Below are 24,244 nucleotides of genomic sequence, written 5' to 3'. Positions count from 1 at the left end.
GTTAGTCGAGCTATAATAGATTTGAATGATAGAAGAAGAGATAAATAGAATGATAAAAGGGGGGGGGAAACCATTTATGATCCCAGCAAAAATAGATTCCAGTTCAATCATGATTAATAGAAAAAAGGGGTTGGAATCTATTGTCGATTGGTTCGATCAGCATAAACAATCATTCTACCCACTTGGTTGGTTTTATCTTAGGAATCAGCAGCAAATGGAAGAGCTTTTTTACCGCTCTATAGTAAAAGTCCACAAAGAATTGCCCCGATTTAAAGGTGATACAACATTTGAAACGTGGGTGACATCCCTATTTATACTTATTTGCCGGGAGCTTACTGAAAGTTTACAGGCTCCGGAGGATAGTGGGTCGCGTCGGGATTTATTTCAGGCACTTGATCAATTGGAAGAGCATCAGAAAGAAGCGATCGTTCTTACATATGTAAAAGGAGTTTCATGGGAGGACGCAGCACAGCTCCTCAACGTTTCTGAGGAAAAACTGAAGGATCTTTTATTTTCGGGAGTCCAGTCCCTTCGGAAAGAATGGGGGGACGGAACACCCTTTAATGGCTGTAAGAAGTATCAAAGGGTTTATATTGATTACGTAGAAAGAACCTTGGATCGGCCGAGAAAGATTGATTTAGAGAGACATATTTACCATTGTCAGGACTGTCAGGGGGATTTGGCAACATTCCAGGATGTCGTGTTAAATCTTACTGAAAGGATTGAAGAGTTCCAGGTGCCACCTGATTTCATGGAGAATGTCAAAGCTAAGCTGGCAGAAAAGGAAAAGCTCAGACAACGAAAGAACAAGAAGCGTAAAAGAATAGGGATTGTTTTTGCAAGTGTTATGGCACTATTAATAAGTATAGAGGTCTTTACAAAGTCTTTTACCAACCTCTACTATACATGGACGGAAGAGAATCAAGAGTTGCGTGCCTTTCTGGAACAGGACTTGGGTGAAAGGCTTAACCTGGAAGCGGAAAGCGATGGGGTGAAAATTAAGATTAAGAGGGCGATTGCGGATGATGTACAGACGCTTGTTTTCTATGAAATAGAAGATACTAAGGAAGACAATCAATATATGATGAATGATGATGAAGGGGTTAAGGTGGAGAATGAACGTAAAATCATGAACCATGAAACATATTCAAGGTACGAGTCACCTGACCTTACATCGGAAGTAAATAAAAAAGAAAAGAACGTGTATCATGGGAAGATTAGTCTGCCGTCACTCTCCATTGACAACGGGACGGTCAAACTAAAAATTACAAGGCTTCAGAAATTGATTCCTCATTCTTCTAAACGGAATGCATATAGGACTTTCGAGGAAAAGGAATATGCATTTGGGGAATGGAACTTCGACATCCCTGTAACAAAACAGCCCTCTATCGATTATGCATTGAAGGGAGAAACAGAAGTGGGAGGAATCCCGGTTCGATTTGATAAACTAACCGTTGCCCCAACAGCGACGGTTCTGCAATATAGTATTCATAATGACCAGTCAGAAAAGCAGGTAGAATATCTCCATTTTAACAATCTAGTAGTGAACAATAAGAAAGTGAAGTCTGATTTGAGTGGCGGCTCTTTCCTAGGGTCACCTCAAGATGGGAGTTGGATTACGTCTCAGTCGCAATTTGATCCTCTTTTTGGAGAAAAGCCGAAAGAGGTAAACGTTCAATCCGGCTCACTCCATTTAACTGTTGAGGACCAAAAAACTATCGAACTGGATGCTACTCAGGAATACCCTCAAACCTTTGAATATGCAGGCAGTATCATCTCTATCGACAAGGTGGAAGTGGGACTACCGACCAATGTTGTCATAAGCAATTATGAAACAAAGCATCGAGCATATGAGTCACTCCAATTCCAAATTGTGGGTGAGGATGAAAATGAAGCTAGTTTCTTCGAGATGAACTCTGAAGGCGTGATCGTTGACAAAAACGGAATGGAATATGATATGAATAATATTCCTGTACCATATGAAGAAATTGACCAACCCCGGTATTTCGTTACCGTTCAAAGCATAAAGTTTGACGGTAACAACGATGGAGAGAAAGTGATCCCTAAGAGGTTGGAGATTTTTGGATATAGCGAAATGAAATATTTGGATGATGCTGTAAATATACAACTGGAATAACATATAAAAGGCAGGTCACCCTCAAATGGAGAGGACTGTCCTTTTTAATAGATAAGAAAGCATAACCATATGACAGTCACACCTTTTTATTGACAAAAAGGGTATATGAATCTACGATAAATAGTACACGATGTATCTTGTGGGATATATCGTGTGCTATTTTTTTATGAGGTGGTTAGTGAATGGTGGATAAAGCCAATTTTATTCGTGAATCTATTGATTTATTGCAAAGTTATCTAATGAAAAGCCTTCAGAAACATTCCGAAGAAAGGGGTGTCACGATTCCTCAAGCTAGGGTTATTGGCGAAGTATTTGCTCATAAAAAGATCAGTATTAAACATCTTTCTCAGAATCTCAAAATGACTCAAAGTACGGTTTCGGATATAGTGGAACGACTTACCACAAAAGGATTTCTAGTAAAGACTCCTAACCCTAAGGATAAACGTTCAGTGGAAATTTCTCTCTCAAACGAATTAAAAGAAGGAATAAATGAGGACATATCTGAAATCGCTAATAAATCCATATTAGCGTCATTGAATCTCTTGAACTCAAAGGAACAGGAAGCGGTTGTGGAGGGTATGAGATTATTAGTTTCTGCTGTAAAGGAAAAAATGGAAGAAGAAGGAATGGATAATCATGAATTCTTTGATGTTTTGTACTTTCCTGAAAAAACAAAATAAAACAACGGAGGATTCAAAGTGAGAAAGATTATTAAAGGCCGCTGGGCGATATTTTTAATATGGCTGATTGCGACAATCGTGCTTACAATCATTCAACCAGACATCAATGCCATACTGCGGCAAAAAGGGCAACAAGGAACAAGTAGTGACAGTCCTTCAGTAATGGCTGATACTATGTTGAAAAAGATGGATACAGCAAAGGGTGTAAACAACCTAATTGTTTTTTACGATAAAAATAAAATTTCAGATGATGAAATGAGGAAAATCGGTGATGCTGTAAAATCGATCAGCGATAGCAGCGAAGAACTTGGTATTGCAGACCTCATGGATCCCTTTAGTATCCCCGAAGCAAAAAGCTCACTAGTATCCAAAGATGGTACAACACTGATGGTGAGCTATAAGCTTGATAAAAAAGGCAGAGAAATCGATGACATCGAAAAGAAATTTAAAAGCAAGCTGAATAAAGTACCTGTTGACTACTATCTTAGCGGTGAAGACTTTATCAATAATGATTATCTAAAGGCATCACAAGCGGGTGTTGAAAAGAGTGCGGCATTAACCGTTATTTTTATTTTAGTTGTCCTCATCCTTGCCTTTAGGTCCGTTGTTACACCATTGATCTCCTTAGTGGCTGTCGCTTTTTCCTATCTTTGTTCGATGGGGATTGCCGCTCAATTAATTGATAAAGCAGGATTTCCAATTACCAGTCTGACTCAGATGCTCCTGATCCTGATTCTTTTTGGGATTGGAACGGATTATAATATCCTTCTTTTTAACCGTTTTAAGGAAGAACTATCCCATGACCACACGATCGATGAATCCATCGTTAACACCTATAAAACGGCAGGTAAAACCATTGCTTATAGTATACTGACGGTATTTATTGCGTTCCTTGCACTCATTTTTGCCGAATCGCCTATCTATCGATCTGGTGTTGTGGTTGTGATCGGGGTAACCATTCTTTTGCTTGAAATAGTGACCTTGACCCCGTTTATCATGAAGGTGTTAGGCAGAAAACTTTTCTGGCCATCCAAAAGTGTTAGTGGTCATAAGGAAAACAAGTTCTGGGGAAAGACATCCTCCTTTGCTGTTAAGCATCCTATTATCTCCACGGTGATTATCCTTTTGATCATTGGACCAATGGTGTTTTTGCATCAGGAAAAATTGAACTTTGACACCATTGGAGAGCTTGGAAATAAATATCCTTCTTCAAAAGCGATCAATATAGTAGCGGAGCACTTTGGCAAAGGTCAGGCAATGCCCGCAACTGTTGTCATTGAAACGAACAAAGCACTTAATAATAACGAATCTCTTGCCGTCATAGATGACATAACCGAGAGATTAAAGAGCATAAAGGGGATTAAGCAGGTTTCTTCCGTCACACAACCTCAAGGGAAACAAATTGATGAATTTTACGTTGACAGTCAAATGGGATCTGTTACGGATGGCTTATCTCAAACCCAAGATGGTGTGGATCAGATTCATGATGGATTGAAAGAAGCACAAGATGGCCTCACATCCGCGGACTTTTCCCAAGTGGGTCAAATGGTGGATGGCACGGCCAAGCTTCAAGATGGTATGGCTGCCTTAACCGATGGATTGAAGCAAATCCAAACAGGAATAGATGATGGGTCAAGCAAGTCACAAACGATTTCTAACGGTATAGCTGCTATTGAAATGAATCTCTCCAAGATGAGCAGTGGTGCCACAATGCTCGCAGAAAACTATGGGAAGATGCAGGCGGGATATGTAGAGATGGGCAGCCACTACCAGGATGCAGCACAGGCTCTTCTTGGGGTGAAAAGTGCACTGGTGCAAATGCAGTCTATGGTAACAGCATTAGGCAGCAGCTATTCTAATTCCCAAAGTGATGCCAATTATGTAGCGTTACAGCAAACTGTCGCACAGTTATCAGCATCATTAAGTCAGATTACACCAGAAGGAATCCAAGCATTAAATACTAATTATAATGCCGTCACGGCTGGTTTTGGAACAGCCAATCGAAATCTAACAGCCATGAGCAGCGGTTTGTCGCAAATGGCGGCTGGGTTGAAAAAGCTTGAATCTGGACTTGGTCAAGCATCTTCGGGAATTGGCACGATTGTAACGAATATGAACAGTGTTACGGATGGACTGGGCCAGATGAAATCGGGCCAGCAGCAGCTTGCCGATGACCTCAATGGATTCAGTGTCTTTGGAGAAAAGCTGTCAGATGTGAACAACGGCTTAAAACAAATCTCTGACGGCATAGGGCAAACGAATGGGTACCTCACACAGTTGAATACGAAAACGTTCTTTATGCCAAAGGAAGCATTAACGAACAAGGACTTTGAAAAGTCATTTGATACGTTCATGTCCAATGATAGAAAAATCACCAAATTCTTGGTTGTTTTAAAGGATGATCCATATTCTGAGAAAGCTTTAAAGACGATAGAACAAATCAATAAAACGGTTTCTGATGGGCTGAAGGGCACTACACTATCAGGTGCTAAGAGCGGAACATCCGGACCAAGTGCGACTACTAACGATATGAATAATGTATTAACCAGAGATCTGAATAAAACAACAACCATTGTTATTATTGGTGTATTGCTTGTATTGTTCTTCGTTATACGATCTTTCTGGACACCTGTGTTCATCACGGCATCCCTTGTTGGGGCATACTATGCGGCGATGTTTATCATCAATTATATTTTCGTAGATTTAAAGGGGCTTGCGGGTATTTCTTCGTTCGTGCCATTCTTCTCCTTTATCATTATTGTCGCCCTGGGAGTAGACTATAGTATATTCTTAATGATGCGGTTTAAGGAATATCCAAATATGCCGGCTAAAGAAGCTATAGTGTTGGCTTCGAGGCAAATAGGCGGCGTCATTATCGCAGCCGTTGTCATACTTGGAGGCACATTTGCCACACTTATGCCTGCCGGGATTGTTCTTTTATCTGAACTGGCCATCGCAGTTATTACGGGTCTTGTGATTCTTTGCTTTGTACTGCTTCCAATCTTTGTACCAGCATTGATGGCTCTTCCAGAAGCTCTAGCAAATTTATTTTCTAGAAAAAAGGAAGATGATCAACTGATAGAAAAAAGGGTTGTATAATCATGGAATTCTGCCATAAAAGGCCTTTGTGTGGAATCCAGTGAAAAAGTTGACTCCCCATCCCTTTTTGGATGGAGGAGTTAGCTTTTTTTTATTTCATGCGCCGCAGACCAGGGCACTTTCGCTTTTCATTTTCCACCTAATTGTCATAATCTTTACAAAAAAACTTCATCCAATCGATTATAATTGGAAATGGATGGATGAATGTGAAGTTATTCACAATTAAAAAGGAGGAGTCCACATATGAGTTATCATCATTTATTAGGAAGCGGCAAAATAGGGAATGTAACGTTGAAAAACAGAATTGTCATGCCGGGGATGTGTACCAATTTGGCTGGTCCTACCGGTGAGATCACTGATCACCAAATTCGATATTATGAAGAAAGGGCCAAAGGGGGGACCGGGTTAATCATTACGGAGTTTACCAGTATTGATTATGAATTAGGAAAGGGTGCCGTAAACCAGTTAAGAATAGATGAGGATCGCTTTGTCCCGGGATTTCATCGTTTGGCAAATGCCGTACATAAATATGGGACCAAAATCTTTGTTCAGCTGCACCATGCAGGAAGAGAATCCAATTCCATGTTGACGGGTGGTAAACAAATTGTTGCTCCGAGTCCAGTGACATGTGATGCGATCGGGGAAGAACCAAGAGAATTAACTACCATAGAAGTAAAAGACTTGATTCAAAAATTTATTATGGGTGCCTATCGATGTAAGCTTGCCGGAATGGACGGTGTGGAACTTCATGGTGCACACGGCTACTTGATTAACCAATTCTTAAGCCCTTATACCAATTTACGTACCGATGAATATGGTGGTAACTTTGAAAACAGAATGAGATTTTTAGAGGAGATCGTCCAAGGGATCAAACAAATATGTGATGAAGATTTCCCTGTCACCGTACGATTAAGTGTAGATGAATTTGATGAACATGGAATCGATGTGGAGGAAAGTAAAAAAATTAGCCGTTATTTAGAAAAGATCGGTGTGGACGGGCTGCATGCAAGTGCAGGCAACTATAATTCTATGGATAAAGTAATCGAATCACCTTTATTTGAGCAGGGGTGGAGAGTCTATCTAGCAGAAGCAATTAAACAAGAGGTGCATATCCCAGTGATTTCGGTTGGGGCCATTCGCGAACCCCAATTTGTTGAGTCCATATTAGCAGATGGAAAAGCAGACTTTGTTGCTATTGGACGAGGCCTACTTGCAGATCCGGAATGGGTTCGTAAGGTAGCAGAGGGAAGGGAAAAAGAGATTAGGATGTGTATTTCCTGTTTACGCTGTGCCTATTCAACTGCACAGATTGAGTGTTCAATCAACGTTAGAGCAGGACGGGAACTGGAGTTTGATGAGTTTAAGAGGATTGAGGAAAAACGTAGAGTTGTAATCGTTGGTGGCGGCCCAGGAGGAATGGAGGCTGCAAGGGTGCTGTCATTAAGAGGATACGAGGTAACCTTGTTTGAAAAGGACCATAGACTTGGTGGACAGTTGAATCAAGTAACCGAGCCAGTGTATAGAAAGAAAATGAATTGGTACATTGATTACTTCGTCAATGAAATGGAACGGTTAAAAGTGGATATCCGACTAAATACGGAGGCTACTATTAAAGAGGTGGAATCATTACATCCATATGCTGTTATCCTGGCAACGGGTGGTCAACCATTTATTCCTCAAATTGAGCGACATGATCTAGCGAATGTATGTCATTATAAAGAGGTAAAAATGGAGCAAAGACAATTTAATCGTCAACATATTGCTGTTTTAGGCAGTGGAATGGTTTGTCAAAGTACCGCTCGTAGACTTGCAGAAGAAGGGAACCAAATCACTTTCATTGAAGTACCTACCAAGTCAGGAAAGAAAATAAGTCCAGCAACACGCAAACGGCTGTTCAATCGATTAGAATTATTGGATGTTACGATCATGACAGGTCATAAAGTAAAGAAAATCGTTCCGAATGGTCTTATTCTCGAAGAGAAAGATTCAGGAAGACAGACAGAAGTAGACGTTGATCAGGTTGTCATTGCCATGGGGGTAATGCCTTATAATCCATTAGAAGCATCATTTAAAAAACAGTTCGACAATGTCTTTGTAATAGGTGATTCAGCAGGTTATTTTTCCATTGCTGATGCCACTAGAGGTGGGTTTGAAACAGCATTTATTCTTGAATCATTGGTTACAAGGATGAAGAGGGAGGTAGTAGAGACCTTCTGATTTATTATATACTTATAGCTAATATATAAGATCAAACGGCTCAGTATGGGACTGAGCTGTTTGTTTTTTTTCGAAAAGAACACAACATATTTATTTGAAGTTGTGCTAATATGGCAATACTAGATTTAGAGAATGGGGTGGATATAAAAATGAAAATAAGTCAATTAATTGCAAACAATATTAATCGTTTAGATGCTAGCTTGCCGGAAGACCAATCGCTCGGCATTGCGGGTTTGTCTGGATCTGGTAAAACAACTTTTTGTCAAACAATTGGGGAGGAATCCAAGAAGCGGCTTGTTTCCTTGTTACCCAAGGCTGACTATCAGTATTTATTTCCTGATATTATGGAAACCAATTTCAGTGCTATTCATATGGAAGAGATGCCATTAGTCCTTTTTCTGGGGAGATCATCCATATCCTCTAATCCACGTTCGACTATTGGTACACATACCGGCGTGTTTACAGAAATACGCGCGCGACTCGCTGATAAATACAATCTTTCTCCGGAAGTCTTTTCATTTAATAATGAATTAGGTTGGTGTCCTAAGTGTAAAGGGCGCGGTACTAACAGTAATGTCGAATGCCCTAAGTGTAATGGAAGGCGTTATAACGAAAATGTCCAGCAATATACATATGATTTATTTGGTAAACCACATAACATAGCAGATCTTAACAACTTAAGTATGGAAACCATTCTCTCGTTATCAGAGGATTTACATATTAGTGAAGAAAAACAGCATATACTTAAAAATATTATCAATATGAATATAGGCTACTTAACATTAAACAGGATTATGGGTACGTTGTCAGGTGGAGAATTAACTCGGCTTTACCTCGCAGAATTCATGGCTGTAAGTGAAAATACGGTTATTATCATTGATGAAATATCAGTCGGGATTGATCACGACACATTACTGAAAATTTTAGAACAAATTAAACAATTAGGCTATAAGAATCAAATTTGGCTGATTGACCATTCTGACACAGTGCTCGATACAACGGATAATAAGATATTCTTTGGACCTGGCAGTGGTAAATATGGCGGAAAAATCGTGGATGTATCACCGCGACCACAGCCAATATACTCAGAACGAAATAAGGAAGTACCATTAGATTTCTATCATTTTCAGGATTTATATTGCCGCAATATTCAAATGGCCGAAATAGACATACCCAAAAATAGACTTGTAACGATTACTGGAGAGTCTGGATGCGGTAAATCAACTCTTGTCAACAAATGTATTGCCGAAGATTTTCAGAAGCGGTACAAAAAAGATAAACTTGTAATGGTGGGACAAGATCGAAACCAGTCGATTACGAGTCGGTCAACCGTTGCGACTTTTCTTGATATTAAAAAGAAGCTCACAAAATATAGTGAAGATATTGATGATATTTTCGATCGTTCCATTGAAGACATCATTGAGGAACTTCCAAATGAAGATATCGCACATAAACGTTTGAGCTTATTGATCAAACTTGGATTAGGATATTTGACGTTAAATAGAAAGACGCAAACATTATCGACGGGTGAATTTCAATGTGTGCATTTAGTCTCAGAACTATTTGCGAATTCTAGAAATCCTCATACACTTTTCATTTTTGACGAGCCATCAAAAGGTTTATCACAAAATATTTTAAATCAATTCATCGATAGTATCAGGGGGATTTTACAGGATAAATCCGTTTCTATCATGATGATTGAACATAATGCCTATATGCTGGAGAGTTCTGATTTTATCATTGATTTTGGTAAAAGAAAGAATGAGCCTGTCACACATCTTGATGTTGTTAGCCATCAAGAATATGTTGAGACTAATAACAGGGAAGATACGGCTGCCCAAACGCCTATTTCGTCTACACTCCATTCACAACATGGCATTACTTTTTTAAAAGAAAATCATATCGACTATTTTAAACAGGCAGAAAATATCTATAAGGGCGGTATTTTAAAAAGCTTATCATCAATGGCTCGGTTGATTTACGGTGAATACGATTCTACTAAAATTTCGCCAGTCGTTGCCATTGATTTTGAAAGGCATTTGTATAGTCAATATAGTTTCCTATATGAAATGGGCGGCTTGATTAACCATATTATTGCGTCCCATCCAACCAATAAAGATACGAAAAGCTTTGATTTCTATTCGAAGGACAATCATTGTCCGTCATGCTCAGGGCGCCTTAAAATTGAAATATTTGATAAAGATCTTGTGATTCAAGATAAGGATACGCCTTTCTGGGATGGTCTATTCCATCCGGAAATAATGGACGTATTAAAATTTTATCAATACGCAAAATTAGAATTTCTATTTGAAGAAATGAAGAATGAACTCGGGCATGACCTGACAAAAAGCTATAATGAGATGTCAGAAGAAGAGAAGCATACATTTTGGTACGGGTATTTTGAAAAGTCATTTTATGATAAGGATGGAAAGGCGCGTCGAACATGGGTAGGTTTTAATACCATCCTTGGTATGTATATTGTCGTGTCAAAATCCATCATTAAAGAGCAAATGAAAGCTTCCAAAGAAAAAATCACCTGTCCGGTTTGTGAGGGGACGGTTTTAAACCACCATAAACCGCTAAAATTTGGAGATACAGATATTCGGGAACTGATTAATCTGCCGCTTGACCAAGTAGTGAAAATAGTAGGTGATTTACCTGCGCTCGTCAAACTGAAATCGATTGTCGGCGGCGATATGATTTTGACGGAAGATGTCTCATTACTGCCTAGAAAAACACAAGTCGCACTGAAGATGTTTGAGCTAGAACAAGCAAGCTTTACGGGGTATGAAATGGTATTACAAAATGTCTTACCATTCTGGGATACACTCAAGGACAAGATTGAATCGATTAGCAGCCATAATCAAGTGACCATCTGTGATTTTCCTGCAATCAATGGAACAAGAGAAGCAATCATCGATCAGTATTTCACCAATGGAAAATACAAAAAGTTAACCTATGTTTATGAAGCGTTTGGCTACAAAAAATTAGTTACCGAAATAAATAAAATAAAAAAAAGCCAGCCATGTCCATTTTGTAAAGGAAAGAAAGTGATATCAGAAGACAATTTGCATGATGGCGTGTTTAAATTAACCATTCCATGTGTAAGTTGTTATGCAACCGGCATCAATGATGAGGGCCTTAAGGAACGGGTCGAAGGCGTACAAGTAAAAACATGGTTAACTGGAACAGTAAAGGATGTTGTGGATGAACCCTTATATACTGAGGCAGTCGCAAATATTCCTATTTTTAATCGAATTCGTGAGTTAAACAAACGAGATATGATGGCCGTTTATCAATGCCTTGAGCAAAATAACTAAATGGCCATGGGGACAGTTCTGTTGGAACAAAAAGGCCATCAGAACTGTCCCCAAGGTTTAGGAGTGGTGAAAATGTTACGTGTGTTATTTATTAATGCCGGTTCAGAAGGGCATATCAATCCAACTATTGGGGTTGTAGAAGAGCTTATTTCGCGTGGCGAAGAGGTAGTGTACTTTACAATAGAGGCCTTTCGAGAGCGAATTGAGAAGACGGGAGCTATTGTACGAACATTGGATGGTCAAAAATTTATAAAAGCCTTTATCTTAGGTGGGAGAAATAATTTACTCGAAAGGATCAATGGTCTTCTATTTACGGAAGATATTGTCATTCCTAGCGTGCTGGATCAAATCAAAGGAGAACAATTTGATTATATTATCCACGATTCCATGTTTGGCTGCGGCCGATTACTAGCCCAAATCCTTCAGCTTCCGGCCATCAATTCGTGTACTTCCTTTGCGCAGACAAAGGCACAATTCGATACCATGTTCGAACCGCTTTCTAAAAAAATCCCTGCGGAAACAGTTGCTGAACACCAAAGATTGAAGGCAAGGGTGGAGGCGAAATATGGCATTGAAATCCATTCTCCTTACGAAGTCTATTGTAATCCGGCACCACTTACAATCGTTTATACAACGAGAGAGTTTCAACCTGGTGGAGAAGATTTTGACAGTTCGTACAAATTTGTTGGACCGTCCATCTCTCCACGATTAACGGAAGGAAACTCCGATTTCCTTGCAATCAAAGGGAAAAGGCCAATTTATATTTCACTCGGCACGGTTTTCAACCAGGCCATTCCTTTTTATAAACTTTGTTTCGCAGCACTTGGGAACACAGATCAAATGGTTATCATGTCTATTGGTGAAAAAGTGCAACTTTCTGATTTAGGAGAAATCCCAAAAAACTTCATTGTGAAACATTATGTTGCGCAAACTGAGGTACTGAAACATACAAAATTATTTATTACACATGGTGGTATGAACAGTGTTCATGAAGGTCTCTATTACGGGGTTCCACTCATTGTTATCCCGCAAAGCGCAGACCAGCCGGTCATTGCCGAGCAAGTTGCCCGTATCGGGGCAGGTATTCAATTGCAAATGGAGAGCTTGACAGCAAAACAGCTGAGTGAAGCAGTAGAGTATATGTTAGACCAGCCATCTTTCCATAAAACGGTTACAAATATAAGGGATTCTTTGCAAAAAACGGGTGGATATCAGCAGGCTGTTGATGAGATTTTCGAAGCTATTGGCCAATTTGAAATCTAATTGTTCAACAAAACGTGAACACAAAAATACGTAATTACTAGCTCGAACAACACAAAAATTTTTGATAGAGCAACCATGCTTATAGAAGGAATAGAGGGTGAAGATTTGTACAAATTAGTGGCAATTGATGTTGATGGGACTTTATTTAATGATCGGAAGGAAATTACGAAGGAGGTAAATGAGGCAATTCAAGCCGCAAAAGCAAAAGGGGTGAAGGTCGTTGTTTGCACAGGGAGGCCAATCGTCGGGGCCAAGCCTATCATTGAGGAATTAAAATTAACAGATGAAGATGAATATGTGATTACCTTTAATGGTGCACTTGTGCAAAATACGCATACGAATGAAGTTATTTCTGAAATTTCCTTAACATACCAAGATTTAAAAGTGTTATATGAATTGAGTTTAAAGCTTCATTCACCGATGCACTTTTTTGACTCAAAAAATGTCTACACACCGAATAAAGACATTAACCAGTATACGGTATATGAATCTCATATCAATCAAATTCCCCTTCATTATCGGACGATGGAAGAAATACCCGGAGACTTTTTGATTCCAAAGGTTATGTTTATTGACGAACCGGAACACTTAAACAAAATCATTTCGAACATTCCGGATTCATTTAAGGAACAATTTACATGGGTCAAAAGTGCACCGTACTTTTTAGAAGTTCTTCATCCCAGCGTCAGTAAAGGGAATGCAGTCAAACAACTAGCGGAAAAACTTTCAATTAAAAGAGAAGAAGTGATTTGCATCGGCGATGGCGAAAATGATTTAAGTATGGTGGAATATGCCGGCTGTGGTGTAGCAATGGGCAATGCGGTACCAAGCGTAAAAAAGGTTGCAGAGTTTCAAACATTTTCTAATAATGAAAACGGCGTGGCATATGCCATCGAAAAACTGATATTAAACAAATAAATTTTGCCCCAGATGAGCAGGTTTCCCTGTTGCGCTGCCGAAAGAGAATACGATAGATGATTTATGGCAATAGTTAATCTATGTAAATATAGGAGGTAATCATGGGCAGATTAGTACATTTTGAAATTCATGTGAATGACATGGATAGAGCCAAGAAATTTTATGGAGAAGTATTTGGATGGACGTTTCAAGATTGGAGTGAGTATGCTGGCATGCCTTACTTCGGGGCAGTGACTGGCGATGAAAGTGAACTTGGGATCAATGGTGCTTTGATGCAGCGTCAAAGTGCTCCGCCAGAACCGAACCAACCTTTAAATGGATTTGCTTGTACCATGGGAGTGGAAAATTACGATGTAACGGAAGCAAAGATCATAGAGAATGGCGGAAAGGTCGCAATGGCCAAATATGCTCTACCTGGCATGGCGTGGCAAGGATATTTTATTGATCCTGAAGGCAATATCTTTGGGATTCATCAACCCGATGAGAATGCAAAATAGAATCCATGATAGATGACCTAAAGCATATGAGTAAGATGTAGAATAGTTGTGTATAAGATAAAGAAAGGCAATCCGCCTTTCTTTATCTTTACGTTCTTTCATTGCAGTTGGAAAATTCATAGATCATCGTTTTATGTCCGTTTATTTTCTCGTTAACTTCTCAAGCTCGGAAAAAACCGCCTCATAATCTTCCTTCTTATCTGCTTTAAAGGAGGTGTTCATATAGGTAATGATGCCAGCTTTATTTACGATAAAGACAGAGCGGATGGCAACTTCGCCTTTTTCGTTAAATACCTTGTAATTTTTTATCGTGAGCTTATGCCAATCTGACAATAATGGGTAGGGTAAGGTCCCCATGCTGGCCGCAAATACGTGGTGTGAGTGAATATGGTCTGCACTGATGCCCAGTACTTCTGCATCTAGTTGTTCAAATCGTTTGTAGTCCTCTTTCCAAGAGGAAATTTCCTTAATTCAGCCGGGGGTAAAGTCCATCCCATAAAAAGCCACAACTACATTCTTACTTCCCTTATAATCTGACAGTGCAATCTGTTCCTTTGTTGTCGCAGTTAATGAGAAATTAGGTGCAACATCCCCAATTTTCAAAGAATTGTCCAAGATCCAACCTCCTTTAATACGAAACATCCTTACTTAGGTATTTTGTCCATCCTTCAGTTAGATTAGACTTTTATTGGTTTTATGAAGAAAAGGTCGAGCGGATTTCGACATTCTTTTTTTAAAATTTCCTGGGAAAATTCAAATGGTAAAAGGACTTTCCTTGTTTTTAATCAAATGTTTAATTGAAAGGGAAATATAGGTGTTCTTGTCGAAAGGTGAGGAATGGGCCATAAAGGGCTGCTATTCGTCATGATTTTCGAATGAAAGGAACAATCCACCCCCTATTTTCGACATCATTTTCAGTTCCTTTATGGGCGAATTCCCTAATTCATAAGATTAGCCAACGTTTTAATCAAACATTTGATTAGTTTATTTTTATTTAACCAATCGTTTGATTAGTCATGCTAACCACAAAGGTATAATAAGCTTTTTTTATGAAACCTGTTGAGAAATTTGTTGGAAAATGGATGTAATCAAAAGGAGGAAGAGAATATTAGGGTTCCCTTCCTCCAATTACTTCCATTATCCTTTTTGATGCTTCTTTGAGCTTTTCCCCACAGAATGAAATATGTTCTTCACTAATTTTTGAAGCAAAGCCGATACAGGCAATAACCATTTTTATCTCGCCGTTATGGTCAAAGACAGGTGCTGCAACACCAAAAATACCCGGTGTATGTTCTTCATAGCTTACTGCATACCCTTTTCGTTTCACCTCATTTAAACTTTCCTGAAATATCTCAAAATCTGTAATGGAACTATCGGTAAATTGTTTAAAATTAACCTTTTGAATAATTTCTTTCGTTCGTTCTGCCTCAAGAAACGCTAAGTAGCACTTACCAAAAGAGGCACTGGTTACAGGGAAATGCTGTCCTATTTTTACTGTCACCTGAACAGGGGCATCCGGGGAATCAAGTTCCTCCTTGGCAACATACATTAATCGATCATTGGATAAAGGTTCAAGCAAAACACTTGTTAGCCTTGTTTGTTCGCATACGGACTTGAGGTATGGTTTAGCAAGCCTAAGGTAATCGATAAACTCTGAAGCCCTAGAGCCTAAGACGAGAAGATATGGCCCAAGATTATACTGTTTAGAATCCTCATTGTATGAAACATAGCGATAATGAACGAATAATTTTAGAATTCTATGACAGGTACTCTTATTGATAGATAAATTCTTAGCGATTTGTGACAGGGAACGTTCCTTACTTTTATAACGACTTAAATATTCCAAAATTTTAATGGAAGCCTCTAGAGCAGGAACCTCTGATTTTTCCTTTTCATTTTGTTTTTGCATGAGCAAGCTCCTATTCATAATTCCTGTACACCTTACAGGTTTAAGTTGGGTTAAATTATAAGTTTCACCCTACTATTTGTCAATATTGACAATTTTCCGAAAATTCAATTGACTAACAAAGGAGATGGATAGTATTATTGTTCCAAGTGGGGAATATTGTTCCTTATGTGGGATGGAATATTAAAAAGAAGGCCTCATTCCTAAATGGCCATGTGTATGAGGAGGATGGAAAGTGAGAAATGTTGTCATTATTGATGCTGTACGTACTGCTGTGGGGCGAATTGGAGGCAGCTTGAAGGATATTGAAGTAGATTTCCTTGCTGCAAAAGTCATCGAAGGACTTGTAGCACGAACAGGAATGAACAAAAATGAAGTTGAAGAGGTCATTATGGGACAGACCAAACAAAGTGCGGATTCTCCTAATCTAGCCCGAGTAGCTCTTTTGCGCGCCGGGCTGCCAGTTGAGGTCCCGGGTTATACCGTTCAAAGACAATGCGGTTCAGCACTTCAGGCTATTAATAATGCAGCCTTGCAAATTATGAGTGGGGTGTCAGATGTAATCATAGCCGGCGGGGCCGAATCGATGAGCACAGCCCCCTATTATATTCGAAAAGCACGCTATGGATACGGTTCGGGAAATGGAGAAATCGTCGATCCTAATACGGAAAGCCAACCACGTTCACAGCCAATTGAAATCTATGGGAATCTCACAATGGGATATACAGCGGAAAATTTAGCCGTACAGTATAAAATATCGAGAAGGGAACAGGATGAATTTGCCTTTCGCAGTCAGGAACTTGCACAAAAAGCAATCCAGAATGAGCGGTTCCGAAAGGAAATTGTTCCTTATGAAGTTAAGCAACGAAAAGAAGTAAAAGTTTTCGAAATCGATGAGCACCCGAGATTAACCAGTCTGGAAAAGATGGCGAATTTGAAACCGGTGTTTAAAGAAAATGGTACAGTAACTGCGGGTAATAGCAGTGGGCGCAACGATGGGGCTTCTGCTGTTTTAATGATGTCGGAGGTCGCTGCACACAAATATGGCCTTAAACCAAAAGCAAAAATTATTGCTCAGGCTGTTTCGGGGGTTTCTCCTGAAATTATGGGGATTGGTCCGGTTCAGGCTACGAAGAAAGCGTTATCCATGGCAGGTCTCTCTTTAAATGATATTGGTTTAATTGAACTGAATGAAGCCTTTGCGGCGCAGGCGCTTGCTGTAATAAAGGAACTAAATTTGAATTTGGAAAGGGTTAATGTCAATGGCGGGGCCATTGCATTAGGTCATCCTCTTGGAGCCACAGGTGCCATTCTAATGACAAAACTAGTGCACGAAATGGAACGAAGAGAAGAAAAGTATGGGTTAGTCACCCTTTGCATTGGAGGAGGGCAAGGGATTACAACGATCGTGGAAAATATGCAAATTTAATGGATTTTTTTGGAAATAGTTTTCCGCATGCGGGGTAAAGCAAATAAAATATAGGATGGAAGTGAAGATTATGGATTTTCTTTTATCAGAAGATATCCTATCTTTAAAACAAAGCATTCGGGATTTTGTTGATAGTGAAGTGGAACCACTTGCCAAGGAAATTGAAGAAAAGGATGAAATTCCTGAAAAGATTATGAACATGTCTAAGGAAATAGGCTTGTTTGGATTAAGCATCCCGGAAGAATACGGCGGAACGGGAATCGGAATGGTTGGCAAGTGTGCGATTTACGAGGAATTAGGCAGAACACATAATGGGTATACCACCGTCATCGGTGGCCATACAGGGATCGGTTCTGTTGGGATCGTAGAGATGGGAAATGAAGAACAAAGGCGAAAATATTTGCCCGCTATGGCCAGAGGGGAAATGATCGGTGCCTTTGCTTTGACAGAACCTAGTGCAGGCTCCCATGCATCGAATTTGAAAACAACCGCGGTAAGAAAAGGAGATAAATATGTCTTAAATGGGAGCAAGCATTACATTACAAACGCGCCTATCGCGAGTGTCTTTACGGTTATGGCTGTAACAGATCCATCGAAGGGAGCAAAGGGAATTACCTCTTTTATCGTAGAGAAAGACTTTCCCGGGTTCATAATTGGTAAAAACGAAAAGAAAATGGGTCTGCACGGATCCCATTCCGCAGAAATTTTCTTTGAAGATTGTGAAGTTCCTATAGAAAATGTACTTGGTCAAGAGGGACAAGGGTATGTCAACGCATTGAAAATTCTTGCCAATGGTCGAGCCGGGCTTGCAGCAAGAAACCTGGGTTCTTGCGATAAGCTTTTAGAGATGTCTATTAATCATGCAAATACACGAATTCAGTTTGATAAACCGATCTTTGAACAACAAATTATTCAACATTATTTGGCGGACATGGCTCTTGATATAGAGGCCTTAAGAAGTATGACCTACCGAGTTGCCTGGATGGTCGACCAAGAGATGAAGGTCATAAAGGAAGCGGCCATGGTAAAACTGTTCGGTTCCGAGGTTTATAATCGTGTTGCCGATAAAGCCGTACAGATTCACGGAGGAATGGGTTATATTGCTGAATACCCTGTGGAACGTTTTTACCGTGATGCTAGAATAACCAAGATTTATGAAGGAACATCCGAGATCCAAAAAAATATCATTGCAGCGCAACTAAAACGGGAATATCTCTAGATTAAATATGAAATCATCTCCTTAAGAAAAACTATTAAGGAGTTTTTTTATATGAAAGAAATGAAATGAACTTCAAATAGGGGCGTTTTTAGGTGGAAGTGTAGAATAAAATAGTTTCAACAGGTTTCTCAAGTAGGTCGTCTTTGTGTTACAATCTTAGCTATTAAAGGAAGAAACGAATGAATGTGCCATTATTTTAGGGGACAAGCACTAGTTTTCAAAATTGGAGGCCTATGGATGGATAATAATGATATATTAATTCGCTTGCGATATGCACTTGAAATAAAAAATAAAGAAATGGCAGAGATATTTAAACTTGGCGGGGTGGAAGTAACCGTACCGGAAGTGATCAAGATCCTGACAAAATCAGATGATGATGAAGTGGAAAATGATGAGCAAATAAAATGTAATAACAGTATGTTTGATTCATTTTTAAATGGGTTTATCATTTTTAAAAGAGGAAAACAAGAGCCCAAACCTGGACAGCCTGATACAGCTGATTCGTCATTCAAGAAAACAGCAAATATTAATAATCTCCTGTTAAAGAAAGTGAAAATTGCCCTAGCATTAACAACGGAAGATATGCTTGATCTATTCGAAAAAGCAGGAATCAAGGTTACAAAAGGTGAACTTGGTGCTTTGTTACGAAAAGAGGGGCATAAGAATTATAAAGAATGTGGCGATAAATTCTCCAGGAACTTCTTAAAGGGCTTAGCTATTAAATACAGGGGATAAAGGTATTAACGGATTACAGGTGATGATATGATACATACCTACTCGGGTAAGACCATACGTTTTGAAATTAAATACAAAAACCGAACTTCCATCGGAATTACAATTGACAGCTATGGAAATATCGAAGTCCAGGCTCCTAAAGGGACACCTGATGGAAGAGTGCTCTTTTTAATAGAAGAAAAGTGGGATCTAATTCAGCAAAAGTTAAAAGAAATGAAGGACAGGCTTCATGGGCAACAGGAAAAGGTCTATGAGCCTGGTGAAGAATTCCTTTATTTGGGGAACTCCTATCCTATTAGGATCATCGAAGACATAAATAGTATGAAAGACCATGTAGTATTTGAGGGAGAAATGCTTCATATATATGTGAAACAGATTGATAATGGAAAAATAAAACAGGCTTTAAAACGATTCTATTACCAGCAATGCAAGGCTTTAGTGGCGAAGAGCATCTCCGCTTATCAAAGCCATTTTAAAACAAAGCCACGTTCTATTCAGATCTCGGACAGTCAAACGACATGGGGAACCTGTGATTCAAAATTGCAGCTAACCTTTAATTGGAGGCTGGCAATGGCACCTCAGGAGGTAATTGATTACGTAATTGTTCATGAAATGTGCCATATGGTCCATCTGAATCACGATCGCTCCTTCTGGCGTCTTGTGGGGAAAATAATGCCCGATTATATCGAAAAGGAAAACTGGTTGGCTTCATCAAATTGGAAAATGACCGTTTAGCAGCTAGCCGTGATCGAAGAATTTATGAAATAAAAGGCCGAAAACATACAAGGTTTTAACCACCTTTATGTATTTTCGGCTTTTTTACCTGATAGGATTTACATGTATTAGTTGTTACCCCAAACACTTTCAGCAATGGTAAGGACGTGTTTTATCTTACTCCATTGATCTTCTTCGGTTAAATTATTGCCCTCCTCCGTACTCGCAAAGCCGCATTGAGGACTTAATGATATATTTTCTAAAGGAATATACTGGCTGGCTTCTTTAATTCTTTCCCTTATCAAGTCAGGATCTTCTAGTTCCGGGAATTTAGAAGTGATTAATCCCAGTACAACCTTTTGGTCAGCACGTTTAAAGCTTTTTAATGGTTCAAAATCTCCTGAGCGGTTATCATCGTATTCTAAGAAAAGTCCATCTACTTTTAAATCAGCAAAAATAGCATCAGATATTTGATCGTAGCCGCCGCTCGTTATATACGTAGACCTGAAGTTTCCACGGCAAATATGCATCGTGATCACCATATCTTCGGGTTTTTTAGAAATGGCTTCATTTAAACAACGTACTCTTGTTGCGATGATATCCTGTACGTCCATGTTGAGTTTTTCAACGACTGCTTTGATACGCTCTTCTGAAACAAAATCTATCCAAGAAGTATCGTCTAATTGTAAATAACGGCACCCTGCATCATAGAATGCTTGAATCGCTTTTTGGTAGGCTGCTACTGTATCACGAAAGAACTGTTCATGGTTATTGTAATAATACTCATCCCCTTGAATCCTTGTAAATAACATATTAGGGCTTGGAATCGAGAACTTTGCTACTTGACTGCCATCGCCATAGCGGTCAACCGCTTGTTTTAAGAACTTGAAGTGTTCTAACATATAATGATCAGTAAAGTCTACTTTACCAACGATTTTAATGGCCTTGTTTTTTGTTTTGGCACCTTGGAAGTTACTAATATATTCCGTCTCAAACTCTTCTACCCCTTCTAAGCCAGATAAGAAATCCAAGTGCCACCACGCACGTCTGAATTCTCCATCTGTTATGGATGAAAGACCCACCTCAATTTGTTTCTGGACCAGTTTTTCAATTTCTTGATCCTCTATTGCTTTTAGGGCATCTTTATCGATTACCCCATTTGTATAAGCATTTCTTGCCTCTTTAATCGCTTCAGTCCTTAGAAAACTGCCAACATGGTCTGCTTTAAAGGGAGCTTTTACCGCTGTTTTTGTCATGAATAATTCCTTCTTTCTTTAAATATAAAAAACCTCTTCTTACGAATAAGAAGAGGAAATCATACCGGCTCTGGTTCTCTTCTTATCTTCAAGCAAATCGCTCCTGGAATTGGCACAGTACTTAATGTAAGTCTGCTGCCGAGGTATCGTAGGGCCAGTCCCTCCACCTCTCTTGATAAGAGTATTCTAAACATTTAATTATCAATTAGGTTACACTTGTTCTACTATTCTGTCAAATAGGAAGTCAGTAAATAAAAATACCATACCGGTAGTTTAAATGGCGAGTTTTATTTGGAAATAATATATTTTTTAACCCATGCTGCCCCAAAGTGTAACCACCCCTGAGGTTCACAACCGATCTCAATTCATTTGAAATGAAAGTGGTGAATGATAAACGAATTTGAAAGAGAATTGGGAAAATACACCGAAATTTATCGAAGGATGTGATAAAATTTAGATGAAAGTGGTCGAAATTTGAATGTCCTTGCTGTAACTAAAAGGAAATACTCACATTTTGGCGAATTATATTATTAAATAACTTGAGTAAAGATTCTAAAATGATAGTGGACGGTGATGGGATGGAATGGCAGTTTGGCATAATAGAACTTTGCCTTATTGGCATAACGATATTTTTGTGTATCTTAATAGTCTTATATATTTATCGCAAATTTTCCGTCCAATCTAAACGGATCAAAACTAGTGAGCAATATTACCACTCCCTTTACCACAATAATCCAGATATTATTTTAACATTAGATGTAAAAGGTACTCTTTTAAGTGCGAATCAAGTGGTAGAATCCTATGGTTATTCTGTAGATGAACTTCTACAGCGTCCATTTGTTTCATATGTGGTTCCAGAGCTAGTAAAGAAAACCATGAAGCACTTTACTAAATCCATTAATGGAGAGGCAACAAACTATGAAACCGCCATTTTTAGCAAAGTGGGTGATCAAGTACAACTAAATGTAACGAGTATTCCAATCATTAATGAGGGTGAAATTGTTGGTGCCTATGCGATTCTCAAGGATATTACCAGCTTTAAGCAAACACAGGAGGCATTAGTTGAGGCAGAGTCTACCTATAGAAGTTTGGTTGAGGAATCGTTGGTTGGTATTTACATTATTGAAAATGGGAAATTTGTTTATGTTAACCCTCAGTTATTAGAATGGTTCGGATACACAAACGAGGAAACGATTGGATCCTACCTCTCCGATTATATTCATCCTGAAGATGTATCAATCGTTTTAGATAATATTCAAAAGCGGTTTACGGATGAAAATAAGGGGATGAAGTTTCAATATCGGGCTATAAAAAAAGATCAAAGCATTATCCATCTTGAGGTATATGGCTCCAAAACGATCTATAGAGGCAAGCAGGCTGTCATAGGCAGTGTTATTGATATCACTGAGCAAAAAAAGGCGGAAGAGAAGATTAAACATATGGCCTATCACGATGCCTTGACGGACTTACCGAATCGCTACCTGTTCACTTCGAGCTTTCAAACAGCTTTGTCAAATCAAAGTATGGAGACGGCTTCCATTCTTTTTCTGGATTTAGATCGATTCAAATTAATTAATGATTCCTTGGGGCATGATCTTGGTGATCTATTGTTGAAAAAGGTTTCGGAGCGATTAAAGAATTGTATTTGCCCAGAAGATTGCCTTGCAAGACTTGGCGGGGATGAGTTCATCTTCTTTCTGCCGAATGTGGGTCATGAGGGGACTACTAAAACGTTGAATCAAGTGCTTACCCGTTTAAATGAGCCGTTCCATTTAAATGAATACGAGATGTATATAACCCCAAGTATAGGAATCAGCCAATACCCTCATGATGGAGAGGATATCGGCACTTTAATCAAAAAGGCAGATCTAGCCATGAATCAAGCAAAACGGTTGGGGAAAAACAACTTTCAATATTACATACAGAAGTCAATGGAACAAACAAATGATGTACTGGAAATGGAAAAGGACCTTCGCAGGGCGATTGAACGGAATGAGTTTAGGTTGTATTATCAGCCAAAGTTGGACGTTTATTCTGGAGAAATCATTGGTGTAGAAGCCTTGATTCGTTGGCAGCATTCGCAAAAGGGGATTATTTCTCCTGGTCAGTTTATCCCTTTAGCGGAAGAAACGGGATTGATTATTTCGATGGGGGAATGGGTATTAAGAACAGCATGTGCGGAGATGAAGGCCTTTCAGGAATTAGGCTTTCCTTCGATGATCGTTTCCGTTAATCTATCACTGCGTCAGTTTTTTCAACCCAATTTCGTGCAAATGGTTAGCCAGGTTCTAAGCGAAACGGGACTGTCCCCCGAATTCATAGAGCTTGAAATTACGGAAAGCATGACCATTGATACACACCATGCGCTTATGGTTGTTCAAGAGTTAAAAAAATTAGGAGTAAAAATAAGTTTAGATGATTTTGGAACCGGATACAGTTCCCTTCATTACTTAAAGCAATTCCCAATTGACAAGCTGAAAATTGACCAGTCGTTTATTCGTGATTGTGTAACGAATACAAATAATGCAACCATTGTGAAAACCATTATTGCGATGGCCCACCAGCTAAATATGGAGATCATTGCTGAAGGAGTCGAAACGGAAGGGCAACTCCATTTTTTACAGGAAAACCTTTGCCCAGAGGTGCAAGGATTTTTATTCTGCAGACCATTGCCTTTGGATGAAATAAAAGAGAATTTTTATGACTTAGTGAATGCTGGCAAGCAATATAGCGTTTCACGAGAACCGAAGAATCTTATTAGCGAATTTGCTGTGTGATGCTATGCTGCCTATTAGCTTGAATAGATCAATTTGTTGGCTTGCAAGGAGATATTGGTTTTTTAGACCAGTCTGCT

16 protein-coding genes and 1 riboswitch are annotated in these 24,244 nt (G+C 39.1%); of the genes, 13 read left to right on the top strand and 3 right to left on the bottom strand.

The window, feature by feature from the left end; genetic code table 11:
- The first annotated feature begins 76 nt into the window (after positions 1 to 76).
- From G6554_RS15760 to G6554_RS15725, 8 genes are all read left to right on the top strand, one after another.
- Positions 77 to 2,137, top strand: coding sequence for a DUF4179 domain-containing protein (locus G6554_RS15760; protein ID WP_166243531.1), 2,061 nt, complete (start codon positions 77 to 79; stop codon positions 2,135 to 2,137).
- Between the two features lie 182 nt (positions 2,138 to 2,319).
- Positions 2,320 to 2,817: a MarR family winged helix-turn-helix transcriptional regulator gene (locus G6554_RS15755; protein ID WP_166243529.1), complete on the top strand. Its 498-nt coding sequence runs from the start codon at positions 2,320 to 2,322 to the stop codon at positions 2,815 to 2,817.
- 18 nt (positions 2,818 to 2,835) lie between these two features.
- Complete coding sequence (locus G6554_RS15750; RefSeq protein ID WP_166243527.1) at positions 2,836 to 5,916, top strand: MMPL family transporter; 3,081 nt, start codon at positions 2,836 to 2,838, stop codon at positions 5,914 to 5,916.
- 243 nt (positions 5,917 to 6,159) lie between these two features.
- Positions 6,160 to 8,133, top strand: coding sequence for an oxidoreductase (locus G6554_RS15745; protein ID WP_166243525.1), 1,974 nt, complete (start codon positions 6,160 to 6,162; stop codon positions 8,131 to 8,133).
- 149 nt (positions 8,134 to 8,282) lie between these two features.
- Complete coding sequence (locus G6554_RS15740) at positions 8,283 to 11,453, top strand: ATP-binding cassette domain-containing protein (protein ID WP_166243523.1); 3,171 nt, start codon at positions 8,283 to 8,285, stop codon at positions 11,451 to 11,453.
- A gap of 72 nt (positions 11,454 to 11,525) precedes the next feature.
- On the top strand, positions 11,526 to 12,716 hold the full coding sequence (locus G6554_RS15735; RefSeq protein WP_166243520.1) for a macrolide family glycosyltransferase: 1,191 nt from the start codon (positions 11,526 to 11,528) through the stop codon (positions 12,714 to 12,716).
- A 105-nt stretch (positions 12,717 to 12,821) separates the two neighbouring features.
- Positions 12,822 to 13,634, top strand: a complete 813-nt coding sequence (yidA, locus tag G6554_RS15730; RefSeq protein ID WP_166243518.1) for a sugar-phosphatase — start codon at positions 12,822 to 12,824, stop codon at positions 13,632 to 13,634.
- Positions 13,635 to 13,735: 101 nt separating this feature from the next.
- On the top strand, positions 13,736 to 14,131 hold the full coding sequence (locus tag G6554_RS15725; protein ID WP_166243516.1) for a VOC family protein: 396 nt from the start codon (positions 13,736 to 13,738) through the stop codon (positions 14,129 to 14,131).
- 141 nt (positions 14,132 to 14,272) lie between these two features.
- On the opposite strand, the gene G6554_RS15720 is transcribed toward G6554_RS15725, so the two are convergent.
- Together G6554_RS15720 and G6554_RS15710 are read right to left on the bottom strand one after the other, a co-directional pair.
- Positions 14,273 to 14,734: a redoxin domain-containing protein gene (locus G6554_RS15720; protein WP_347564321.1), complete on the bottom strand. Its 462-nt coding sequence runs from the start codon at positions 14,732 to 14,734 to the stop codon at positions 14,273 to 14,275.
- Positions 14,735 to 15,239: 505 nt separating this feature from the next.
- A complete protein-coding gene (locus G6554_RS15710) occupies positions 15,240 to 16,040 on the bottom strand; it encodes an IclR family transcriptional regulator (protein ID WP_166243512.1) in 801 nt (266 codons plus the stop codon).
- Positions 16,041 to 16,272: 232 nt separating this feature from the next.
- On the opposite strand from G6554_RS15710, the gene G6554_RS15705 reads away from it, so the two are divergent.
- The 4 genes from G6554_RS15705 to G6554_RS15690 all read left to right on the top strand — a co-directional run bounded on the left by G6554_RS15705 (position 16,273) and on the right by G6554_RS15690 (position 20,155).
- On the top strand, positions 16,273 to 17,466 hold the full coding sequence (locus G6554_RS15705) for an acetyl-CoA C-acyltransferase (protein ID WP_166243510.1): 1,194 nt from the start codon (positions 16,273 to 16,275) through the stop codon (positions 17,464 to 17,466).
- Between the two features lie 70 nt (positions 17,467 to 17,536).
- Entirely contained in the window at positions 17,537 to 18,685 is a 1,149-nt protein-coding gene (locus G6554_RS15700) for an acyl-CoA dehydrogenase family protein (RefSeq protein WP_166243508.1), read from the top strand.
- Between the two features lie 237 nt (positions 18,686 to 18,922).
- Entirely contained in the window at positions 18,923 to 19,420 is a 498-nt protein-coding gene (locus G6554_RS15695; RefSeq protein ID WP_166243506.1) for a YehS family protein, read from the top strand.
- Positions 19,421 to 19,447: 27 nt separating this feature from the next.
- Complete coding sequence (locus G6554_RS15690; protein ID WP_166243504.1) at positions 19,448 to 20,155, top strand: M48 family metallopeptidase; 708 nt, start codon at positions 19,448 to 19,450, stop codon at positions 20,153 to 20,155.
- A gap of 107 nt (positions 20,156 to 20,262) precedes the next feature.
- Here the strand turns inward: G6554_RS15690 and G6554_RS15685 are convergent, their stop codons facing one another.
- A complete protein-coding gene (locus G6554_RS15685; protein ID WP_166243502.1) occupies positions 20,263 to 21,390 on the bottom strand; it encodes a 5-methyltetrahydropteroyltriglutamate--homocysteine S-methyltransferase in 1,128 nt (375 codons plus the stop codon).
- Between the two features lie 79 nt (positions 21,391 to 21,469).
- Positions 21,470 to 21,572: riboswitch (SAM riboswitch) on the bottom strand.
- Between the two features lie 396 nt (positions 21,573 to 21,968).
- On the opposite strand from G6554_RS15685, the gene G6554_RS15680 reads away from it, so the two are divergent.
- Positions 21,969 to 24,167, top strand: coding sequence for a sensor domain-containing protein (locus G6554_RS15680; RefSeq protein WP_166243500.1), 2,199 nt, complete (start codon positions 21,969 to 21,971; stop codon positions 24,165 to 24,167).
- The last annotated feature ends 77 nt before the right edge of the window (positions 24,168 to 24,244 follow it).

Origin of the sequence: Bacillus sp. MM2020_4, assembly GCF_011250555.1 — a bacterium.
GTDB lineage: Bacteria > Bacillota > Bacilli > Bacillales > Cytobacillaceae > Neobacillus.
Note: the sequence above shows the minus strand (reverse complement) of the source record. Positions and strands in the feature narration are given on the sequence as shown.